This window comes from Candidatus Defluviilinea gracilis, assembly GCA_016716235.1.
Taxonomy (GTDB): Bacteria; Chloroflexota; Anaerolineae; order Anaerolineales; family Villigracilaceae; genus Defluviilinea; species Defluviilinea gracilis.
This window is the reverse complement of record JADJWS010000001.1, coordinates 272,157-287,339: the sequence shown is the minus strand read 5'-3', so window position 1 is coordinate 287,339 and position 15,183 is coordinate 272,157. Positions and strand designations below refer to the sequence as shown.

Sequence of the window (15,183 nt, the reverse complement as noted above, 5' to 3'; positions counted from 1 at the left end):
GCTGATTCAGAATGAAAAATCTGCGTTTTCAGCGTGTATCAGCATGCCGATTTTGAAAGTGTAAGGTAATCAAATGGGTAGTCTCTTCTTGTTGCTAATTTCGGTAATCGGCACAACAACCTACTATCCCGCTGGCGGAGCCATCCCAAAGAGCATCGGGACGATGTGCGAGTCAATGGTACACTCTACTTCACCTTGAAAGATCACCTTGGCTCGGCGTCCGTCGTGACCGATTCAGCAGGCAACATCGTGGGTGAAAACCGCTATTACTCCTTCGGCGAGACGCGCCTCGCCACAGGAAGCATGTATACGGACAAACTCTTCACAGGGCAACGGAATATCGCTGGTTTGGGAATCTACCATTACCAGTCGAGATTCTACTCCCCCAAGCTGGGACGCTTCCTCAGCGCGGACAGCCTTGTGCCGAATCCATTCAACCCGCAGGAGTACACTCAGTGTTCCAAAACAAAAACGCGCCTCACGGCGCGTTAGGTTTTGTTAGTGCCCCCACGGGGATTCGAACCCCGGTCGTAGCCTTGAAAGGGCTGCGTCCTAGTCCACTAGACGATGGGGGCAAACGTTCTTTCGTAAAGCGGGCGGATTTTATCATCCCGCCTTGCAATGGTCAAGCAATTGGCTACATGCTACATGAGAGCGGTTATTTGGGTCTGCGAAGCCACACCGTTCGTGTCGCGACACGGCAGAGTCCACAGAGAATTTGAGATTTTTTTCTCTACCGTACATGAAAGATATTTACCGCAAAGCGCGCCAAGGTCGCCAAGATAAAAAAGTTTTCTTTATGTTCTTTGCGGGTGTCGCATGGCGCCATGGCGACACTTAGCGGTGCAAATGTACCGGTAGAGAGAGATTTTTCTCTGCGGTCTCGGTGTTCCCTGTGGCAAAGAAGGTTATGACACGCCTGTTTCGCCACGCCCGCTACTTATCCTCTTTCGCCCGCTGGTTGAGGAGCGCCATCATATCGATGAACACGCGGTTGAACAACATCGCGGGACTTTCCACCCTGAGGTTGGGGATGAGGATGGCTCCCAGCACGGCGTCGAAGACCGGAATGAAATTGCGCGTGGTATCTGAAATCAGCACCGAAAAATCGAACCGACCCGAAATCTCCAATTTCCCTTCCACTTCGTACACCTGCGAAGTCACCCGGGCAAGCACAGGCGCGGCATTCGAATACCCGCCGCGCACCACCGCCGCAGGACCCAGGTCTTCGCGGCGCGCGGCGCACAACGCGAAAATATTTGTCTTCACCAGCCTCACTACCTCAAAATGATCCACTAACTTTGTGGGCATATGGATGCGCGCCAGCCGCGCATCATGCACTTCAAGATGCGACTTGGTGTGGTCGTTCATCGTCCCCATGATGCCGCTCGTGCCAGCCATCACCTTGCCGACGATACGATAGCCGGCGGTGTATAAATCTGCGGGAAGGAAACGATACGTTCGAGAGGAAGAGTCCATGGTGTGTGAGTCAGTCCAGCGGGGGGGTGGGATGATTCAACGCGGGCGGGGCAGGCTTGGGCGTCCGATGGACGCGGCGCGTGGGCTTTCCCGTTTCCGGGCTGAGGAGCATCGCCAGCCACGAGACGGCGCGCTCATCGTATTCGCGTCTGCCGCACAGGTCGCAGATCCAGGCGGGGAAGTTCGGCACAGTGACGAGTTCCTCGCTGAGCCAGGTGAAATAGGTGATGTGGCGCAAGTGCATAATGCCCGCCGAACATTCACTGCACGGAACGCGGTCTGCATGGGGTTGGAGGGGAGCGGCATGGGTATCGTTCATAAAGGTAACTTCATTGCGCGGCAAAAGCCACGTCGATGTGGTTGATGATCTCCCATTTGGGAGGGGGCCAATAAATGACCACGGCTTTACCGATCACATTGTCCATGGGGAGCAAACCCCACTCGTGCGAATCTTTCGACTCGTTGCGGTTATCGCCCAGCACGAACAGGCTTCCCTCGTCCACCTGCCATGTGCCGTTATAAAACGGCGCCGAAGCAATGTACGGCTCCTCCAACTGCAACCCGTTGACCAGCACCCGACCGTTTTCGACCACGACCGTATCGCCGGGCAAACCGATCACGCGCTTGATCAGGTCCTGGCTGGGGTCGCGCGGATAACTGAAAACAATGATATCGCCTCGCGAAGGCGCGCCGAGTTTATACGCCAGTTTATTCACCAGGATGTATTCGCCGTTCTCAAGCGACGGGTTCATGCTGTACCCATCCACGCGCACGCGGGCAGAGACGGCGTTGATCCCAAAATACAGGAAGACGGCAAGAAGAAGCGTTTCGAGGATATCGCGCAGCGGACGCTTCCATTCGACGGGTTGGTCTGCTTCGCCCGTAGGCGGGGAATTCTGTTCTGTGAGAGGGGGTTGAAGCGAATCCATGTGGCGGCATTATACTGCCATTTACTGGCGGGCGTTTCCCCTTAAGGTGGGGTTAACTTGTATTGTTAGGGTGTCCACCATGGTCTTACTTTTGCTCTAACGCCTGCTGACATACCGCTTGTAGGATCTCGGTTCGCGTTTGCACCAGTTCCGGGTATTCATAAAAGAAGAGCACCTTTTGCTCGGCAATCGAGTTACCCGCAGGTTTGAGACGCACGATGAATTCCGTCCATGATTCGGCGATATCTTCATCCGGGTTGGTGGCGGCATAGGCTCTTACAAACTGGTCCGGGTATTTCAAATAGAATTCGTTCAGGATGGGGCTATTCTCCTCCGTCTCGCTCGCTTGCAGGAAGGCGGTTACCCAATCCTCGAATAACTGACCATGCCAGAAACGCTTTCCGAATTCGTTGATGTAGGAATCGGCGCGCGCGCATTCCGCGCCCGTGAAGAATTGGTCGCCGCATAGTCGAGACTTTGCATCGAAGTCCTTCCTGTTGATCGTTTCATCATACCAGGGTCCAATTCCTGTGACCTGCGTATCATCCAACGTCAGGATGTGGCCATGCTCGTGAACTAAGATTTCCGTGGTGTCTCTGGCGCTATCGAATTCCGCCAGGTTTATTTCCAAGCTCCATTTCCCCTTGGAGGTCTTCCACACACTGGCCGCATAGCCGTCTACATTTGTGTCCACATAAAACGTGATATAGGAAATATACACTTGATCCGTGACGCCGAAGAGGCGTCTTGCATAATTCCAAATGCGAGCATGTAATTCGGTATCGTCCTGGTAGGGTTGTAGATAAGAAGGAACCTGCGGTTTGGACAACCGTTGCAGGGACCCGTCAGTTTGTTTGATCCAGTAGCCTACCAGTTTATATCCTCCTACTTTTTCATCCAATTCATTTCTATATTCAGAAAGATTCACGCCGGCGAAGTCGGGCAGAACCCGCAGGCAGGCATTGAGACAAGCCGTTTCTTTGCAATTGGGGTCGAGCGTGGGCGAAGGAATCAGGGAAACATCGTTCGCCACGATATAAAATAATAATCCAGAATACCCCAACACTCCGAAACAACACAGGAGGATGATTCCGCCAACCAGTACAGTGGCTTTGCGCCACGTTGAATCGGATCGTTTGAACGAAATTTTGTGATCGCTCATTGCGGGAATTCGGCGCACAGTTGATTCAGGATCTGCCCGCGCAATTGCATCAATTCAGGAAACCCGTGAAAGAACAGGATTTTTTCATTGGCGATCGAATCCGCTGGCGGCTTGGGCGAAAGGATGAAAAATGCGAACGCCTCCGCAATATCCTCCGCCGGGCTGGTGACGGAATAATCGCTGAGGAATTGGTCTTGATATGTGTTATAAAAATCATCGAGCTGGTCGTAGTATTCGTCTTCATCCTCGATCGTATCGATCTCCTGCCATTCCGCGTACAAGTTGAACCAGAACCGATCGAAGAACTGGTTGACGTACGAATCCGCGTTACTGCATCCCTCGCCCGGGAAGTAATTCGGGCAGGCGGCAAGCTCGCGCTGGTAGATTTCATCGTTAGACGGATTGTCAAATACCGATAGGTTGGGCGGCACCTGCGAGGAATTCAGAGTCATCAAATGGGCGAATTCGTGGAGCAAGGTAAAGACCAGGGCGCGCCGGTCATCCGCGTCGAGGATGTCTACCTCGAGCACCCACTCCTCGGCGTTATTTTGCGATTGCCCAACAGAGGCAAGCACATCACTGCCGCCATCGGTGACAATGGCAAAACTCACCACAAAGTCTCGTTCGTCGGGGGGGATGAGGTTGGCGAATAAATTCCAAATCTCTTCGTGCGTGGCGCGGTCATCCTGCTCGTCGCGGAATTTGCTCGGCACCGAGTCGAAATAGGGATTGCCGAGATCGTCTCCATCCACACGATAGGTGACGAGATAGATCTCCTCCTCCAGCGATTCCTCCGAACTGCTTTCAAAATTGAGAGAAGCCTCCAGAATATCCGCAACCTGGACCGGGCAACTGGCTTCGGGGATGGGCGTCGGCGTCGATGTGGGCGGGACCAGCGTTGGGGTTGGCGTGAGAGTCGGCGGGAGCGGAGTCGGCGTGTCGGGGATGATCAGCCTCGTGGCGGCGCGGCAGGCTAACGTCGAGGAAAGAAGCGCGAGGGTGATGAGGAGGAGTTTTCGTCTGAGCATGTTTTATCGAGGCGGGATGATGATCCAGCCGGCATCCAGAAAGTATAAATACAGGTAACCGACGAGCATGACGATCCACAAAGCGAGTTGGATACGGTCGAGCAGATTTTCCCACGAGACGGCAAGGTTGTCTTTGATGGTTTGAACGATGTTCTCGAGACTATCGAGTTTGCCGCGCACGGTTTGCTTCCAGTCGTTGAGGTAGAGCTCGTTGTGAATGATCTCGTAGAGTTTGGCGGTGTACCAATCGCCGATGAGCAACAGGCTTTGTTCGGCGCGTTCGAAATCGAGCATCACCTCGAGGCGGTGTTCCGTCAGTTGGCGGATCAGCCCGCGTGTGGCGCGGGGACGGCGCGGTTTCTCAAAGAACGATTCGTTGATCTTGTCGAGCAGGTCTTCGATGGATTGGTCCAACATGCGGTAACGCAATAATTGATAATTGCCGATCTTGAGCAGGGCGATATCGGAGCGGAAATCGGCTTTCGGCGCGATGATGATGGCGCCCTCCCAATCCACCAGCGTGAGTTCGTCGGCGGAGTAACGCGCGCGCGAGCCGAGGATCTCGCGCATCTCTTCGGCGTCGAACACATCGCGCTGTGAGCGGATAAAGTTTGAAAGCCCCAGCGCGTTCTTTTCGATCCATTGGTCGGGAGTGGGGGTCGCGTCTTTGACCAACAGGATCCAATACTCCTCGAACAATCCGCTGCGACGGTGCTTTTCAGGAATATAGCGCGATTGCAACACGTTTTGTAAATTCGTGCGCGTGAGCAACACCGGCGCGGCGAACGGGTCGCTGATCTGATACCGGCATTCGATCATCTGCGCGCAGTCGTCGTAGAGATGCCGCACGACATTGACGGCGTACCCCTCGAACAAAAATGTCTCTTCGCCCAGCGTCACGAGGTCGATGTCCACCGGTTGAAAATACGGCGCGTCTTTGATCAGCCCTTTGAATTGTTCGGTCGGTCGCGTTTTGCCGTCGTCTGAATCGGGGAAGGCGAGCAAATAACAGATTTCCATGGGTTAAGTTTAACACAGCAGGACTTACGCAGTTGAACCTGTTGCGCTAGGCAATCGCATTTGGATTTTTTGTCCGCTAATCCTCACGAATTCACGCTAATCTTTCTCGGAAAAATTCGCGCAGATTGGCGAAGACTTGTCCTGAGCCTGTCGAAGGATTAGCGGATTCGAAGGCAAAACACCGTGTTTTGAGCCTCGAGATTTTCTAATGCGAATACCCTACCTGTTGCGCCGTAGTTGCACTGCGGCGGCAATACAACTGCCCGCCAACTGCGTGACGCCTACACAGGAAGAAATTGAAGGCGTTTGCGCATGTATACTCAGGCGTAGTGAAACACGCGCTGCCTCTTCTGATCGCCCTGCTCATCTCCGCCATAACGCTTGGTGTGTTGATGAGCCTGCCCGCCTCCACGTGGGCAGATTGGCGCCCCGCCACCTGCCTGCAACATGGTTGCTTCTGCGAAAGACCGAATCAAAACAGCCCGATCCGCCAGACGGCGAACACGATCTCCTCATTGGGATATATCTTCAGCGGAGCGTTGGCGTTAACATCGTCGAAAAACGCGCGGCGCTTCTCGCGCGGTCATGCCGTTATCTTCGGCGCGTCGAGTCTCGTCATCGGCATTGGCAGCGCGTTCTATCACGCCTCGCTCACCTTCACCGGTCAATTCTTCGACGTGCTGGGAATGTTCATGCTCGCAACGCTCATGCTCGTCTACGCCTTCGAGCGGATTTGGGGTTTGCGCTTCGCCGCGACTGTTGGGCTGTATCTTACCATCGTCCTTTTTCTCAGCCTGTTACAAATTTCCCTGCCCGATACGAGACGGTTCGTCTTTGCCCTCGCGCTCATCATCGCCTTGTTCTTTGAAGCGCGGTACCTGAAACAACAAACGCCGATCATCGCTACAAAAAAATTACGCCTCGGAATCACCCTGCTCGCCGTTGCCTACGTGATTTGGATTCTCGATAACACCCGCATCGTTTGCTTCGAGACCAGCCTCATGCAAGGACACGCCCTTTGGCATTTGCTCGGCGCGGCGTCGGTATGGTTGCTCTATCAATATTATGCGAGCGAAGTTAAACAAAGATCATGATGCAGTTGTTGCAGGTTAACAATTAAACCTAGCAATTCCCCCACTTCATTTTTAACCACGGAGACACTGAGTCACGGAGTTTTTTAATTGCTCTTCTCTGCGTCTCCGTGTCTCAGCGGCATCAATGCGTAACCCGCCCCCACGCAAAATACGTAGGCACTCGCAAAACGCGCTCGCCGCTTTTCCGCGCCTGCGTATCCAACAATCTCATTTTTTGGATTTCCTCCTCCTCGACCATCCCCGCCAAATCGGATTCGATCACCGCCCATTCCATTTCCAACGCCTCAACATCCGCTTCTTTTTCGACGGGTTGAATGGGTCCCGTTTCTTCGAGTTTTATCCCCGCCTCGAAAAACGTCTCTGCCAGCCGCGCGCCGAAGCCGGGATCGGCTCCCTGCCGTTTCAGCGATTCGACCTGCCACGCGCCGAGAGGCTTCAACTCGTCCGGCGCATCCACCCGGGAAAAATAATCCGGTTCCGCCAGCGCAAGGACGTGTCCGCCGGGGCGCGTCACGCGCTTCATTTCGCGGACGGCTTGCAATGGATCATTCACCCACAATAAAAAATAATGGCAAAAGACAAGATCGAACGATCCGTTTGAATAGGGGAGGGCAAGCCCGTCGCCGCGCGTGAGAATCGCGTTCGCGGCATTCACCCGGCATTGCGCGAGCGCGTGAGGATCGATGTCTACGCCGTGAAGAGTCGCCGAAGAGGCAATCGTCGCGAGGAGCGCCCCGGTGCCGCATCCCACTTCCAAGATTCGACGCGCGGACTGTGCCTCCGCCTTTGCGAACAGATAGACGCGCAGGTCGCGCGTCCAGCCCGCTTGTTGCAGATAGCGTGTGTGCCAGTCCATTTACGCGCGGCGGATCGTTTCCCACTCATCGTTGAGGAAGTTGCCGAGGACGCGGTCTTTCATCCCTTGCGCCGGTAACACGTCGCCGTCAGGCTCCACGTACATCCATGCCCTGCCCGCGCCGTCGGGCGTTTCGTCTTCGGCGGTTTCGTATGCCACCGGGTTCTCCGCCGAATACGGCACCGGCAGATCGAACCTCATCGTCATCCCCAATTCGGCGGCGCGGTTATGGATCGCCGGCAGAGACGAGGTGAATGATTTGTCCGCGGTGGTGACGGAAAGGTTCTTAACGCCGAGGTTTGCGAGCCGTTCGAGGATGCCGTCGGCTTGACCGGCGTTCTCCGCGTTCACCGTGAGATGCGCCGTGACGAAGATATCTTCGCGCAGGAGCGAGCCTAACGCCTCCCATGATGTTGCGTTGCCGGGTTGCAAGAGGAATAGAATGTGATCGAGCCCGGTCTGCAACAGACTCGCGCGGTAGGTTTCATCGGCGAGTTTCAAGCCGTCGGTGAGCAAGCCGCAGATCTGACCGTTCGCTTCGGCGCGCGCGATCAATTGCGGAAGGTCGTCGCGCAGGGTCGCTTCGCCGCCGGTGAAGGTGACGTGCGGAATCCCCGCGCTCCAGGCTTTATCCAAAATAGTCTGCCATTCCTCGGTGGTCAGTTCGCGCCGGACGCGCTGGGCGGGCGCGGCGTCGCTGTGGTCGGAGAGTCTGTAGGTGAGGGCGCAGTCGAGGCGCAGTGGAGCAGGCAGACTGGCGGAGTGAGGCGCGACCCGCTCGAAGTCGAGGTATGAAACGGGGTCGAGGTCGGGAGTCTCGACGAGGGTTTGAATCCGATCGGCAAAGTCGGTGAAGTCTTTGAGCGCCGCATCCTTGCTCACGCGATACCGCGCCGCGATCTGCTTCGCCGCCTCGTCGGGCGATGAGCCTTTGATGAAGTGGTACGCGCATTCGGCCGCGTTCGGGTTGAGGTGCAACACCGTGGACGCATTGACGATGAGGATCCCCGTCCCATCTTTGAGCAGGCGCAAGTGCAGGCGATACGGCTTTTCGCGCTCTGGCGCGGCTTGCAGATGATGCGTGCCCTCGGGCAGGGGCTGGACTTTGGTGAAGAGTTCGGAAATGCGATTAAGAATGTTCATGGCTTTTCCTTTTGGCAATGTAATTGATGGCTTTCCCGTTATCAACGGTAAAGAGCCTTAACACGAAGGACACCAAGTCTTGCGCTGAGTTCGTCGAAGCGACACAAAGGGGAAAGAGCCAGTGATTTCATGGGTAATTCCTTTGTGACCGTTGTGTCATTTCGACAAGCTCAATGCAAGCTTTTGTGTTTGAAAAGAGTTGTCGCGTTAAAAACGGTAGAACCTCATTGACCTACGCCAACACGGGCAACGGGACGATCTCCTCGTTCACTTCATATTGTTTGCGATGACCTTCAAAGCGCAAGGGACAGCCGCCGCCGCATTCGGACACGATGGAACAATCGTTGCACATGTCGGGCAGTCCGCGCCGTTCGCGCAAACGGATGGATAACTCGTGGTTCCAGATCGAATCCCACGAGTCGGTGAGGATGTTTCCAAGCGGATGGTAATACGATTGACATGGCAGGACGTTGCCATTCGATTCGATGCACATGCTGTACAGCGAGGCGGTGCATCCCTTCACGCCGAGGTTGAGTTGCGTCGGGTCGAAGTGACAATACTGCGTGGGCGTGTACCAGATCAGGCGTTGTCCGCGCACCGAGGTTTTCTCGACCGCCATCTCAAGGATGGGTTGCAGTTCGCTTTCCCGCAGACCCGTGCCAACCGTGAGACCATGCCCGGAGTAGATGAGCGCGTTCATGCCGATGGTCGGCACGCCGAGTTCGCCGAGGAAGTCCAACGTCTCCGGCATGGTGTGGACGTTGGTTCTCAGCATGGTGGTGTTGGTCATCACGTAGAGGTTGGTGTTCAGCGCGTTCTTGAGTCCTTGAATGGTCTGTTTGAAGGCGCCTTTGGCGCGCATCATCACATCGTGGATGTGTTCGTCGCTCGACTCAACCGTAATTTGGATGTGATCGAGCCCGGCGTCCAGCAATTTTTGCAGAAAGCGCTCGTCAATGAGGCGGCGGGCGTTGGTGTTCAGCCCGGTGATCTGCCCTTTCGATTCGGCGTACGCGATCAGTTCCGGCAGGTCGTCGCGCAGGGTGGCTTCGCCGCCGGTGAAAACGATGTGCGGAACGCCAAGGTCGAAACACTTGTCAATGACGGCGAACCACTGTTCTGTGCCGATCTCAGGGAATGTGCGTTCGCGCGCGTTATAGCAGTGGGCGCAATCGTTGTTACAGCGATAGGTCAGCGCCATGTCCATGCGATAGGGCGCGGCGGGGCGCGCGCTGAACGGCATCATCGTTTCCAGGTCCATGTCGTGAACCGCGCATGCGCCGTCTGGGCGGAGCAGTTCCTTGATCTGCCATTGGAACTCCTCAAAATCCGTCCGCGCTTGTTCGGGGTGAACCTTGAACTGTTTCGTCATCATGCGGATGACCGCCTCGTTTGGGATTTGCTCCATGATGAAATACGCCATCAATGCGGCGGTGGGATTGAGATGCATTACGCGGTTGGCGTTGACGATCAGCGTGGCGTTCCCGTCGCCTTCGATCCGCAAATGCGCGCGGCTTTTCTCGTTCTCTTTTTCCAATTGATAATGGTACAAGCCGGGCTGTGGGTTCTTCACACCCGGTCCGACGATTCTCTCTTTGATCGATTCGAAAAGCGCCATGACGGTTCTCCTTATCGTCCGCCGCCGGCGCAGGCGCAGGCGCAACCCGCGCAGGCGCACGCGCAACCGCCGCTTCGTCCGCCCCCGCTGCGGGAACTGGAAGGCGGCGGAGGCGGGTTCGTGACGTTGGTGACTTTGCTGGTGAACTCTGTGACGTTTCCGATCACGTTGGAGGCAAACGATTGCGCGCCCGTGACGACCGACGCGGCGAAGTCGGCCCCCGGTAGGGCGGATGAACCGCTTCGTCCCCCGCTTGAAACTGGCGCGCCCGTCGAGATCGTTCTCCCTCCGCCCGCATAGACCGGGTCGTAGCGAGACCACCACGCAGGCATGATGATGGGTCGAGTGAACGTTCGCCGCGCCCGGTCATCGTAGTCTCTATCGAGCATCGTCCATTCGGCGTTCTCGTCGTAGAGTTGCCCCTGCACTTCGGGCGTTTGCGCTTGCTCCACCTGCCGCCAGGCTTTTTCGGTGATGTTTTTATAGTAAGCGATCGTCTCCTGGCGGCTGAAACCCTTGATCTTTTCGGAGACCGATTTAACGAGTTTCACCATCGTCCCTTGCAGGAGATTTTGGCGCGTGGTTTTATTTTGTTCTTTGAACGCGCCGAGGAAGCCCGTCTCGTACTCGTATAAGCCGTCGGGCATGGGCGAGGCGATATCGAGGTCGAGCGGAGTCCGCGATGTGACCGTTGCCGCGTTCTTCTTCACCAGCCCAAACAGGATCATCGTCATCACTTGATCGAGCGAGGTTTCCATGAGGATCGCCGCCTCGACCGCCGTCAGTCCGCGCTTGATGCCATGTCCCTCGATGGAAATCTTCGGCGACATGTATTGCAGTTTTCGCCGTCGGTTTTGTATGAAACCCAGAACGGGAGCGCCGATGAAAAACAGTGGGAAGAGCAAGCAAGGCAGAAAGCCTGCCACCATGCTCACCAAACCAATGAAGAGTGAGACGATGCCCGTGATGAAACTCTCAAGAGCGCTGGTGCGCACGATCGCCGACTCGGGAACATAACTGGCGGGGAACGACGCGCCAAATGTATATTGCGTGGACGCCGTTCCCGTTTCATTCCGCCATGTGTAGGTAACTCGCCCGCTTTCATCCGCGCCCACCTGCGGCTCGGAGGCGAACCCGCTCGGCGCGGAATGCCAGCGCGGCTCGCTGTTCGTCATGCCGGGCGGGAAGTGAAAGACCATGGTCACATCGGTATTGCCCGTCACGTATTGCGAGCCGAACCAGGTCGTGCCGAACACGCCGCTGGCGTACTTGTCGTCCTCGGTGTCGGGGTACAACGCCTCGGTGATTTCTCCCACAAACACATGCACGCGTCCGCGTCCGCCGGCAGGGATGGTCTGAGGTCCCATCACCACCGCGAATCCCGACCCGCTCCCTTGATATTCGCTCGTTGAAGTCGTCACGGGAGTCCCGTTCACATCCGCTTGCACGGTGGACATGTTGAAGTGATCGCTGGGCATGCCCACGTCCACAAAGTCGATGGGATGCGCGCCGGGCTGGTTGGCGAAGTCCCACACGTAATCGAGGCTCAGCGTGCCGTCCGCGTTCCAATACACGTTCACGGTTTCGCGCTCCACCCCAAAGTAATAATCCGACTGGGCGGAAACGACCAGCGAACTCGTCAGCAACAATACGAGCGCGAGGAAATAGGCGATCTTTAATTTCATGGATTTCATGGCACCTCTTTAATTTAATCTCTCGCTCAGCCACAGAGTCCACAGAGACCTTTGAGAAGTTTTTTCTCTGTGTTCTCAGTGGCGAAAATAACTTTGCAAGAAACAGATTAGAAGATTCGGGCTCTACCGTTATTAACGGGAAAGCCCAAGAACCTTAGCCACGGATTTCACAAATTCACACGGATTGTTTAAAACATTCGTGAAAATCCGTGTAAATTCGTGGCAAAGAATCTTCCTGCGAGTCGTACTCCCGTCAGAAACGGTAGAGCCAAGATTCGTTACCACTTCGGTTCTTCGGTCAATTGATACGTCGTCCCGCAAAACGGGCAGGAAACCGTCGGCGCGCCGGCGACCATCTTGACATTGTCCGCGCTCAGGCTTCCGCCGCATGAACGGCATTTCATCTGCTCGATCTTCGTTTCCCCCGGCAGGTCCACTTTCATCGTCACTTGTTGGATCACTTCGGTCTTCGCCCCCCGCTGGGCGGCATAGATCAACCCCGCGCCCGCCGCTAAAAAGAACACACCCACACAGCCGAACCCGATCCCGAACGACAACCAGTTCGAACTGCCCTGCGCAGACGTGGAACCGATCACGTTCAAGAGCCCGTAGCCGAATAGACACACGCCGATCAAAAATAAAATGCCCGCGCCGATATAGAGAAGCGTTTTGCTCGCCATACAGGAACTCCGTTTTCAATGATGATGGATGACGCTGTGTAAGTTTACGAGTAGTGTAGTCCAAAGGTTTCAGAAAATCAAATAATATAAATCAAAGTTCTGATATTAATTCAACCGCCTTTGTTTGCTGTATACTAGCCGTAGAATACTGTTACGGAGGCGCGATGACACTTCAGGATCAATACAAAAAATGGCAGGAAAACATCCTGAAAAAATCGTTGGATAAATTCAAGGAACGGCGCGAACGCTTCGAAACCTCCTCTGGGATTGAAGTGCCGCGCCTCTCTCTTCCGGGTGGGGCTGATTCAGTTTACCTCGACCGACTCGGCTTCCCCGGCGAATATCCCTTCACGCGCGGCGTCCAACCGACGATGTATCGCTCCCGCTTCTGGACGATGCGCCAGTATGCGGGCTTCTCCACTGCGGAAGAATCCAACAAGCGCTATCGCTATTTGCTCCAACAAGGACAAACAGGGTTATCCGTCGCCTTCGACCTTCCCACTCAAATCGGCTACGACGCGGACGACCCCATCGCGCAAGGCGAGGTCGGCAAAGTGGGAGTCTCGATCTCATCCATCCACGACATGCAACAGTTGTTCGACCAAATCCCGCTCGATCAAGTTTCCACGTCCATGACCATCAACGCGCCTGCGGGAGTTTTGCTGGCGATGTATATCGCCGTCGCCAAACGCCAAGGCGCAGACGTGAGCAAACTGCGCGGCACAATTCAAAACGACATCTTGAAAGAATACGTCGCGCGCGGCACCTACATCTTCCCGCCCGCGCCTTCCATGCGACTCATCACCGACATATTTTCATTCTGCGAGAGAGAAGTCCCGAATTGGAACACGATCTCGATCTCCGGCTATCACATCCGCGAGGCAGGCTCGACCGCTGTGCAAGAGGTCGCGTTCACGCTGGCGAACGGGATCGCCTACGTCGAATCCGCGCTGAAGGCTGGCTTGAACGTGGACGAGTTCGCCGGTCAACTCTCGTTCTTCTTCAACGCGCACAATAATTTTTTGGAAGAGGTCGCCAAGTTCCGCGCCGCGCGCAGGCTGTGGGCAAACATCATGCGCGAACGATTCAAAGCGCAGAAACCATCCTCGTGGCAGTTACGGTTCCACACCCAGACCGCAGGCTCGACCCTCACCGCCCAACAGCCTGAAAATAATGTCGTGCGTGTGACGGTGCAAGCGTTATCCGCTGTCCTCGGCGGGACACAATCCCTGCACACCAACTCCATGGACGAGGCATTGTGGCTTCCCACCGAAAAAGCCGTGCGCGTCGCGCTCCGCACGCAACAGATTCTTGCGTATGAATCAGGCGTTGCTGATTCGGTTGATCCGCTGGCGGGATCGTATCTCATCGAATATCTTACCGACGAGATCGAAAAAGGCGCGCAGGAATACATCTCCAAAATTGACGATATGGGCGGCGCGTTGCAAGCCATCGAAAAGGGATTCATGCAAAGCGAAATTCAAAATGCCGCCTACGCCGCGCAGCAAGCCATCGAAAGAGGGGAGCAGGTGGTGGTGGGAGTCAATCAATTTGCCGTTGACGAGGAAGTGACTTTGGAACGCTTGCGTGTTGATCCCGCCATTGAATTGGGTCAGCGCGAAAGGTTGAAGAAATTGCGAGAGGTTAGAGACCAGAGACTGGCGGATGAGTTGCTCGGCAAGTTGAAGTCTGCGGCGAGCGGAACGGAGAATCTGATGCCGCTTTTCATTGAATGTGTGGAAAATGACATCACCCTTGGCGAAATTTGCAATGCGTTGCGAGTTGTGTGGGGGGAATATGTGGCGGAGGGGTTTTAGAACTTGACTTAGTCCACTGCTTAGTCTACAATGCCTTTTGAGGTGTGCCATGACCATCTACAATATTCATGAGGCGAAGACCCACTTTTCCAAATTGCTGGAAAAGGTTTTGAAAGGCGAAGAAGTAGTAATTGCCAAAGCAGGCAAGCCTGTGGCGCGCATTTTGCCTGTGGTGAACGAATCGCCTCGACGCGTACCGGGCATCGACAAGGGCAAAGTAATCATCATGCCCGATTTCGATGACCCTTTACCTGAGTTCGATGAATGAAACTATTATTCGACACTCATACGTTCCTTTGGTGGAACACGGAAGATCCGCGGTTGTCGGCGCGCGCCGCGGATCTAATCGCCGACGGGAAGAATGAAATTTTTCTTTCCGTCGCAAGCGTTTGGGAAATATCCATAAAAGCCGCTAAGGGCAAATTGGTTTTGCCAGAACCGCCGGAACAATATATTTCAAACCGCATGAATTTGTATCAGATTCAGTCTCTGCCTGTGTTGATCCGTCATGCAGTGAAAGTGTACGAATTACCCGCCCACCACCGCGACCCGTTCGACCGATTGCTTATCGCGCAAAGTCAGGCGGAGTCCATGCCGTTGATTTCCGTTGACAGTGATATTCAGAAGTATGATGTTGAGGTGGTGTGGTAGCGGGGAAAATCT

At 55.2% G+C, this 15,183-nt stretch carries 16 protein-coding genes and 1 tRNA gene; 5 read left to right on the top strand and 12 right to left on the bottom strand.

Going from position 1 to position 15,183, the window contains the following annotated elements; genetic code table 11:
• Positions 1-195 precede the first annotated feature (195 nt).
• Entirely contained in the window at positions 196-492 is a 297-nt protein-coding gene (locus tag IPM31_01400; protein ID MBK9005624.1) for a hypothetical protein, read from the top strand.
• Between the two features lie 10 nt (positions 493-502).
• On the opposite strand, the gene IPM31_01395 is transcribed toward IPM31_01400, so the two are convergent.
• The 7 genes from IPM31_01395 to IPM31_01365 all read right to left on the bottom strand — a co-directional run bounded on the left by IPM31_01395 (position 503) and on the right by IPM31_01365 (position 5,618).
• Positions 503-575, bottom strand: a tRNA-Glu gene (locus tag IPM31_01395).
• Positions 576-936: 361 nt separating this feature from the next.
• A complete protein-coding gene (locus IPM31_01390; protein ID MBK9005623.1) occupies positions 937-1,479 on the bottom strand; it encodes a hypothetical protein in 543 nt (180 codons plus the stop codon).
• Between the two features lie 10 nt (positions 1,480-1,489).
• Positions 1,490-1,798 (bottom strand): YgiT-type zinc finger protein, encoded by a 309-nt coding sequence (locus IPM31_01385; GenBank protein MBK9005622.1) that lies wholly within the window; start codon positions 1,796-1,798, stop codon positions 1,490-1,492.
• Positions 1,799-1,808: 10 nt separating this feature from the next.
• Positions 1,809-2,408, bottom strand: coding sequence for a signal peptidase I (lepB, locus tag IPM31_01380; protein MBK9005621.1), 600 nt, complete (start codon positions 2,406-2,408; stop codon positions 1,809-1,811).
• Positions 2,409-2,493: 85 nt separating this feature from the next.
• Positions 2,494-3,570, bottom strand: a complete 1,077-nt coding sequence (locus tag IPM31_01375; GenBank protein ID MBK9005620.1) for a hypothetical protein — start codon at positions 3,568-3,570, stop codon at positions 2,494-2,496.
• Positions 3,567-4,598: a hypothetical protein gene (locus tag IPM31_01370; protein MBK9005619.1), complete on the bottom strand. Its 1,032-nt coding sequence runs from the start codon at positions 4,596-4,598 to the stop codon at positions 3,567-3,569. The genes IPM31_01375 and IPM31_01370 overlap by 4 nt, the downstream gene beginning before the upstream one ends.
• Before the next feature lie 3 nt (positions 4,599-4,601).
• Complete coding sequence (locus IPM31_01365; protein MBK9005618.1) at positions 4,602-5,618, bottom strand: hypothetical protein; 1,017 nt, start codon at positions 5,616-5,618, stop codon at positions 4,602-4,604.
• Between the two features lie 329 nt (positions 5,619-5,947).
• Between IPM31_01365 and IPM31_01360 the strand changes: the two genes are divergently transcribed.
• Positions 5,948-6,712, top strand: coding sequence for a ceramidase domain-containing protein (locus IPM31_01360; protein MBK9005617.1), 765 nt, complete (start codon positions 5,948-5,950; stop codon positions 6,710-6,712).
• A gap of 121 nt (positions 6,713-6,833) precedes the next feature.
• Here IPM31_01360 and IPM31_01355 read toward each other — a convergent pair whose 3' ends face one another.
• From IPM31_01355 to IPM31_01335, 5 genes are all read right to left on the bottom strand, one after another.
• A complete protein-coding gene (locus tag IPM31_01355; protein ID MBK9005616.1) occupies positions 6,834-7,568 on the bottom strand; it encodes a class I SAM-dependent methyltransferase in 735 nt (244 codons plus the stop codon).
• Entirely contained in the window at positions 7,569-8,711 is a 1,143-nt protein-coding gene (locus IPM31_01350) for a hypothetical protein (protein ID MBK9005615.1), read from the bottom strand. It lies immediately after the preceding gene.
• Between the two features lie 232 nt (positions 8,712-8,943).
• Entirely contained in the window at positions 8,944-10,329 is a 1,386-nt protein-coding gene (locus IPM31_01345; protein MBK9005614.1) for a radical SAM protein, read from the bottom strand.
• A gap of 11 nt (positions 10,330-10,340) precedes the next feature.
• Positions 10,341-12,023 carry a hypothetical protein gene (locus IPM31_01340; protein MBK9005613.1) on the bottom strand — a complete coding sequence of 561 codons (1,683 nt, stop codon included), beginning with the start codon at positions 12,021-12,023 and terminating at the stop codon, positions 10,341-10,343.
• A 278-nt stretch (positions 12,024-12,301) separates the two neighbouring features.
• Entirely contained in the window at positions 12,302-12,703 is a 402-nt protein-coding gene (locus tag IPM31_01335) for a hypothetical protein (GenBank protein ID MBK9005612.1), read from the bottom strand.
• Positions 12,704-12,867: 164 nt separating this feature from the next.
• Between IPM31_01335 and IPM31_01330 the strand changes: the two genes are divergently transcribed.
• From IPM31_01330 to IPM31_01320, 3 genes are read left to right on the top strand one after another with little or no spacing between them, the layout of a single operon-like run.
• On the top strand, positions 12,868-14,520 hold the full coding sequence (locus IPM31_01330) for a methylmalonyl-CoA mutase family protein (protein MBK9005611.1): 1,653 nt from the start codon (positions 12,868-12,870) through the stop codon (positions 14,518-14,520).
• Between the two features lie 49 nt (positions 14,521-14,569).
• Positions 14,570-14,788, top strand: a complete 219-nt coding sequence (locus tag IPM31_01325; GenBank protein ID MBK9005610.1) for a type II toxin-antitoxin system Phd/YefM family antitoxin — start codon at positions 14,570-14,572, stop codon at positions 14,786-14,788.
• Entirely contained in the window at positions 14,785-15,171 is a 387-nt protein-coding gene (locus tag IPM31_01320) for a type II toxin-antitoxin system VapC family toxin (protein MBK9005609.1), read from the top strand. The genes IPM31_01325 and IPM31_01320 overlap by 4 nt, the downstream gene beginning before the upstream one ends.
• The last annotated feature ends 12 nt before the right edge of the window (positions 15,172-15,183 follow it).

Excerpts from the sequence above, each read along its gene's own strand:
- IPM31_01390 (MBK9005623.1), bottom strand. The coding sequence starts at position 1,479 with ATGGACTCTTCCTCTCGAACGTATCGTTTCCTTCCCGCAGATTTATAC.
- IPM31_01385 (MBK9005622.1), bottom strand. The coding sequence starts at position 1,798 with ATGAACGATACCCATGCCGCTCCCCTCCAACCCCATGCAGACCGCGTT.
- lepB (MBK9005621.1), bottom strand. The coding sequence starts at position 2,408 with ATGGATTCGCTTCAACCCCCTCTCACAGAACAGAATTCCCCGCCTACG.
- IPM31_01375 (MBK9005620.1), bottom strand. The coding sequence starts at position 3,570 with ATGAGCGATCACAAAATTTCGTTCAAACGATCCGATTCAACGTGGCGC.
- IPM31_01370 (MBK9005619.1), bottom strand. The coding sequence starts at position 4,598 with ATGCTCAGACGAAAACTCCTCCTCATCACCCTCGCGCTTCTTTCCTCG.
- IPM31_01365 (MBK9005618.1), bottom strand. The coding sequence starts at position 5,618 with ATGGAAATCTGTTATTTGCTCGCCTTCCCCGATTCAGACGACGGCAAA.
- IPM31_01355 (MBK9005616.1), bottom strand. The coding sequence starts at position 7,568 with ATGGACTGGCACACACGCTATCTGCAACAAGCGGGCTGGACGCGCGAC.
- IPM31_01350 (MBK9005615.1), bottom strand. The coding sequence starts at position 8,711 with ATGAACATTCTTAATCGCATTTCCGAACTCTTCACCAAAGTCCAGCCC.
- IPM31_01345 (MBK9005614.1), bottom strand. The coding sequence starts at position 10,329 with ATGGCGCTTTTCGAATCGATCAAAGAGAGAATCGTCGGACCGGGTGTG.
- IPM31_01340 (MBK9005613.1), bottom strand. The coding sequence starts at position 12,023 with ATGAAATCCATGAAATTAAAGATCGCCTATTTCCTCGCGCTCGTATTG.
- IPM31_01335 (MBK9005612.1), bottom strand. The coding sequence starts at position 12,703 with ATGGCGAGCAAAACGCTTCTCTATATCGGCGCGGGCATTTTATTTTTG.
- IPM31_01330 (MBK9005611.1), top strand. The coding sequence starts at position 12,868 with ATGACACTTCAGGATCAATACAAAAAATGGCAGGAAAACATCCTGAAA.
- IPM31_01325 (MBK9005610.1), top strand. The coding sequence starts at position 14,570 with ATGACCATCTACAATATTCATGAGGCGAAGACCCACTTTTCCAAATTG.
- IPM31_01320 (MBK9005609.1), top strand. The coding sequence starts at position 14,785 with ATGAAACTATTATTCGACACTCATACGTTCCTTTGGTGGAACACGGAA.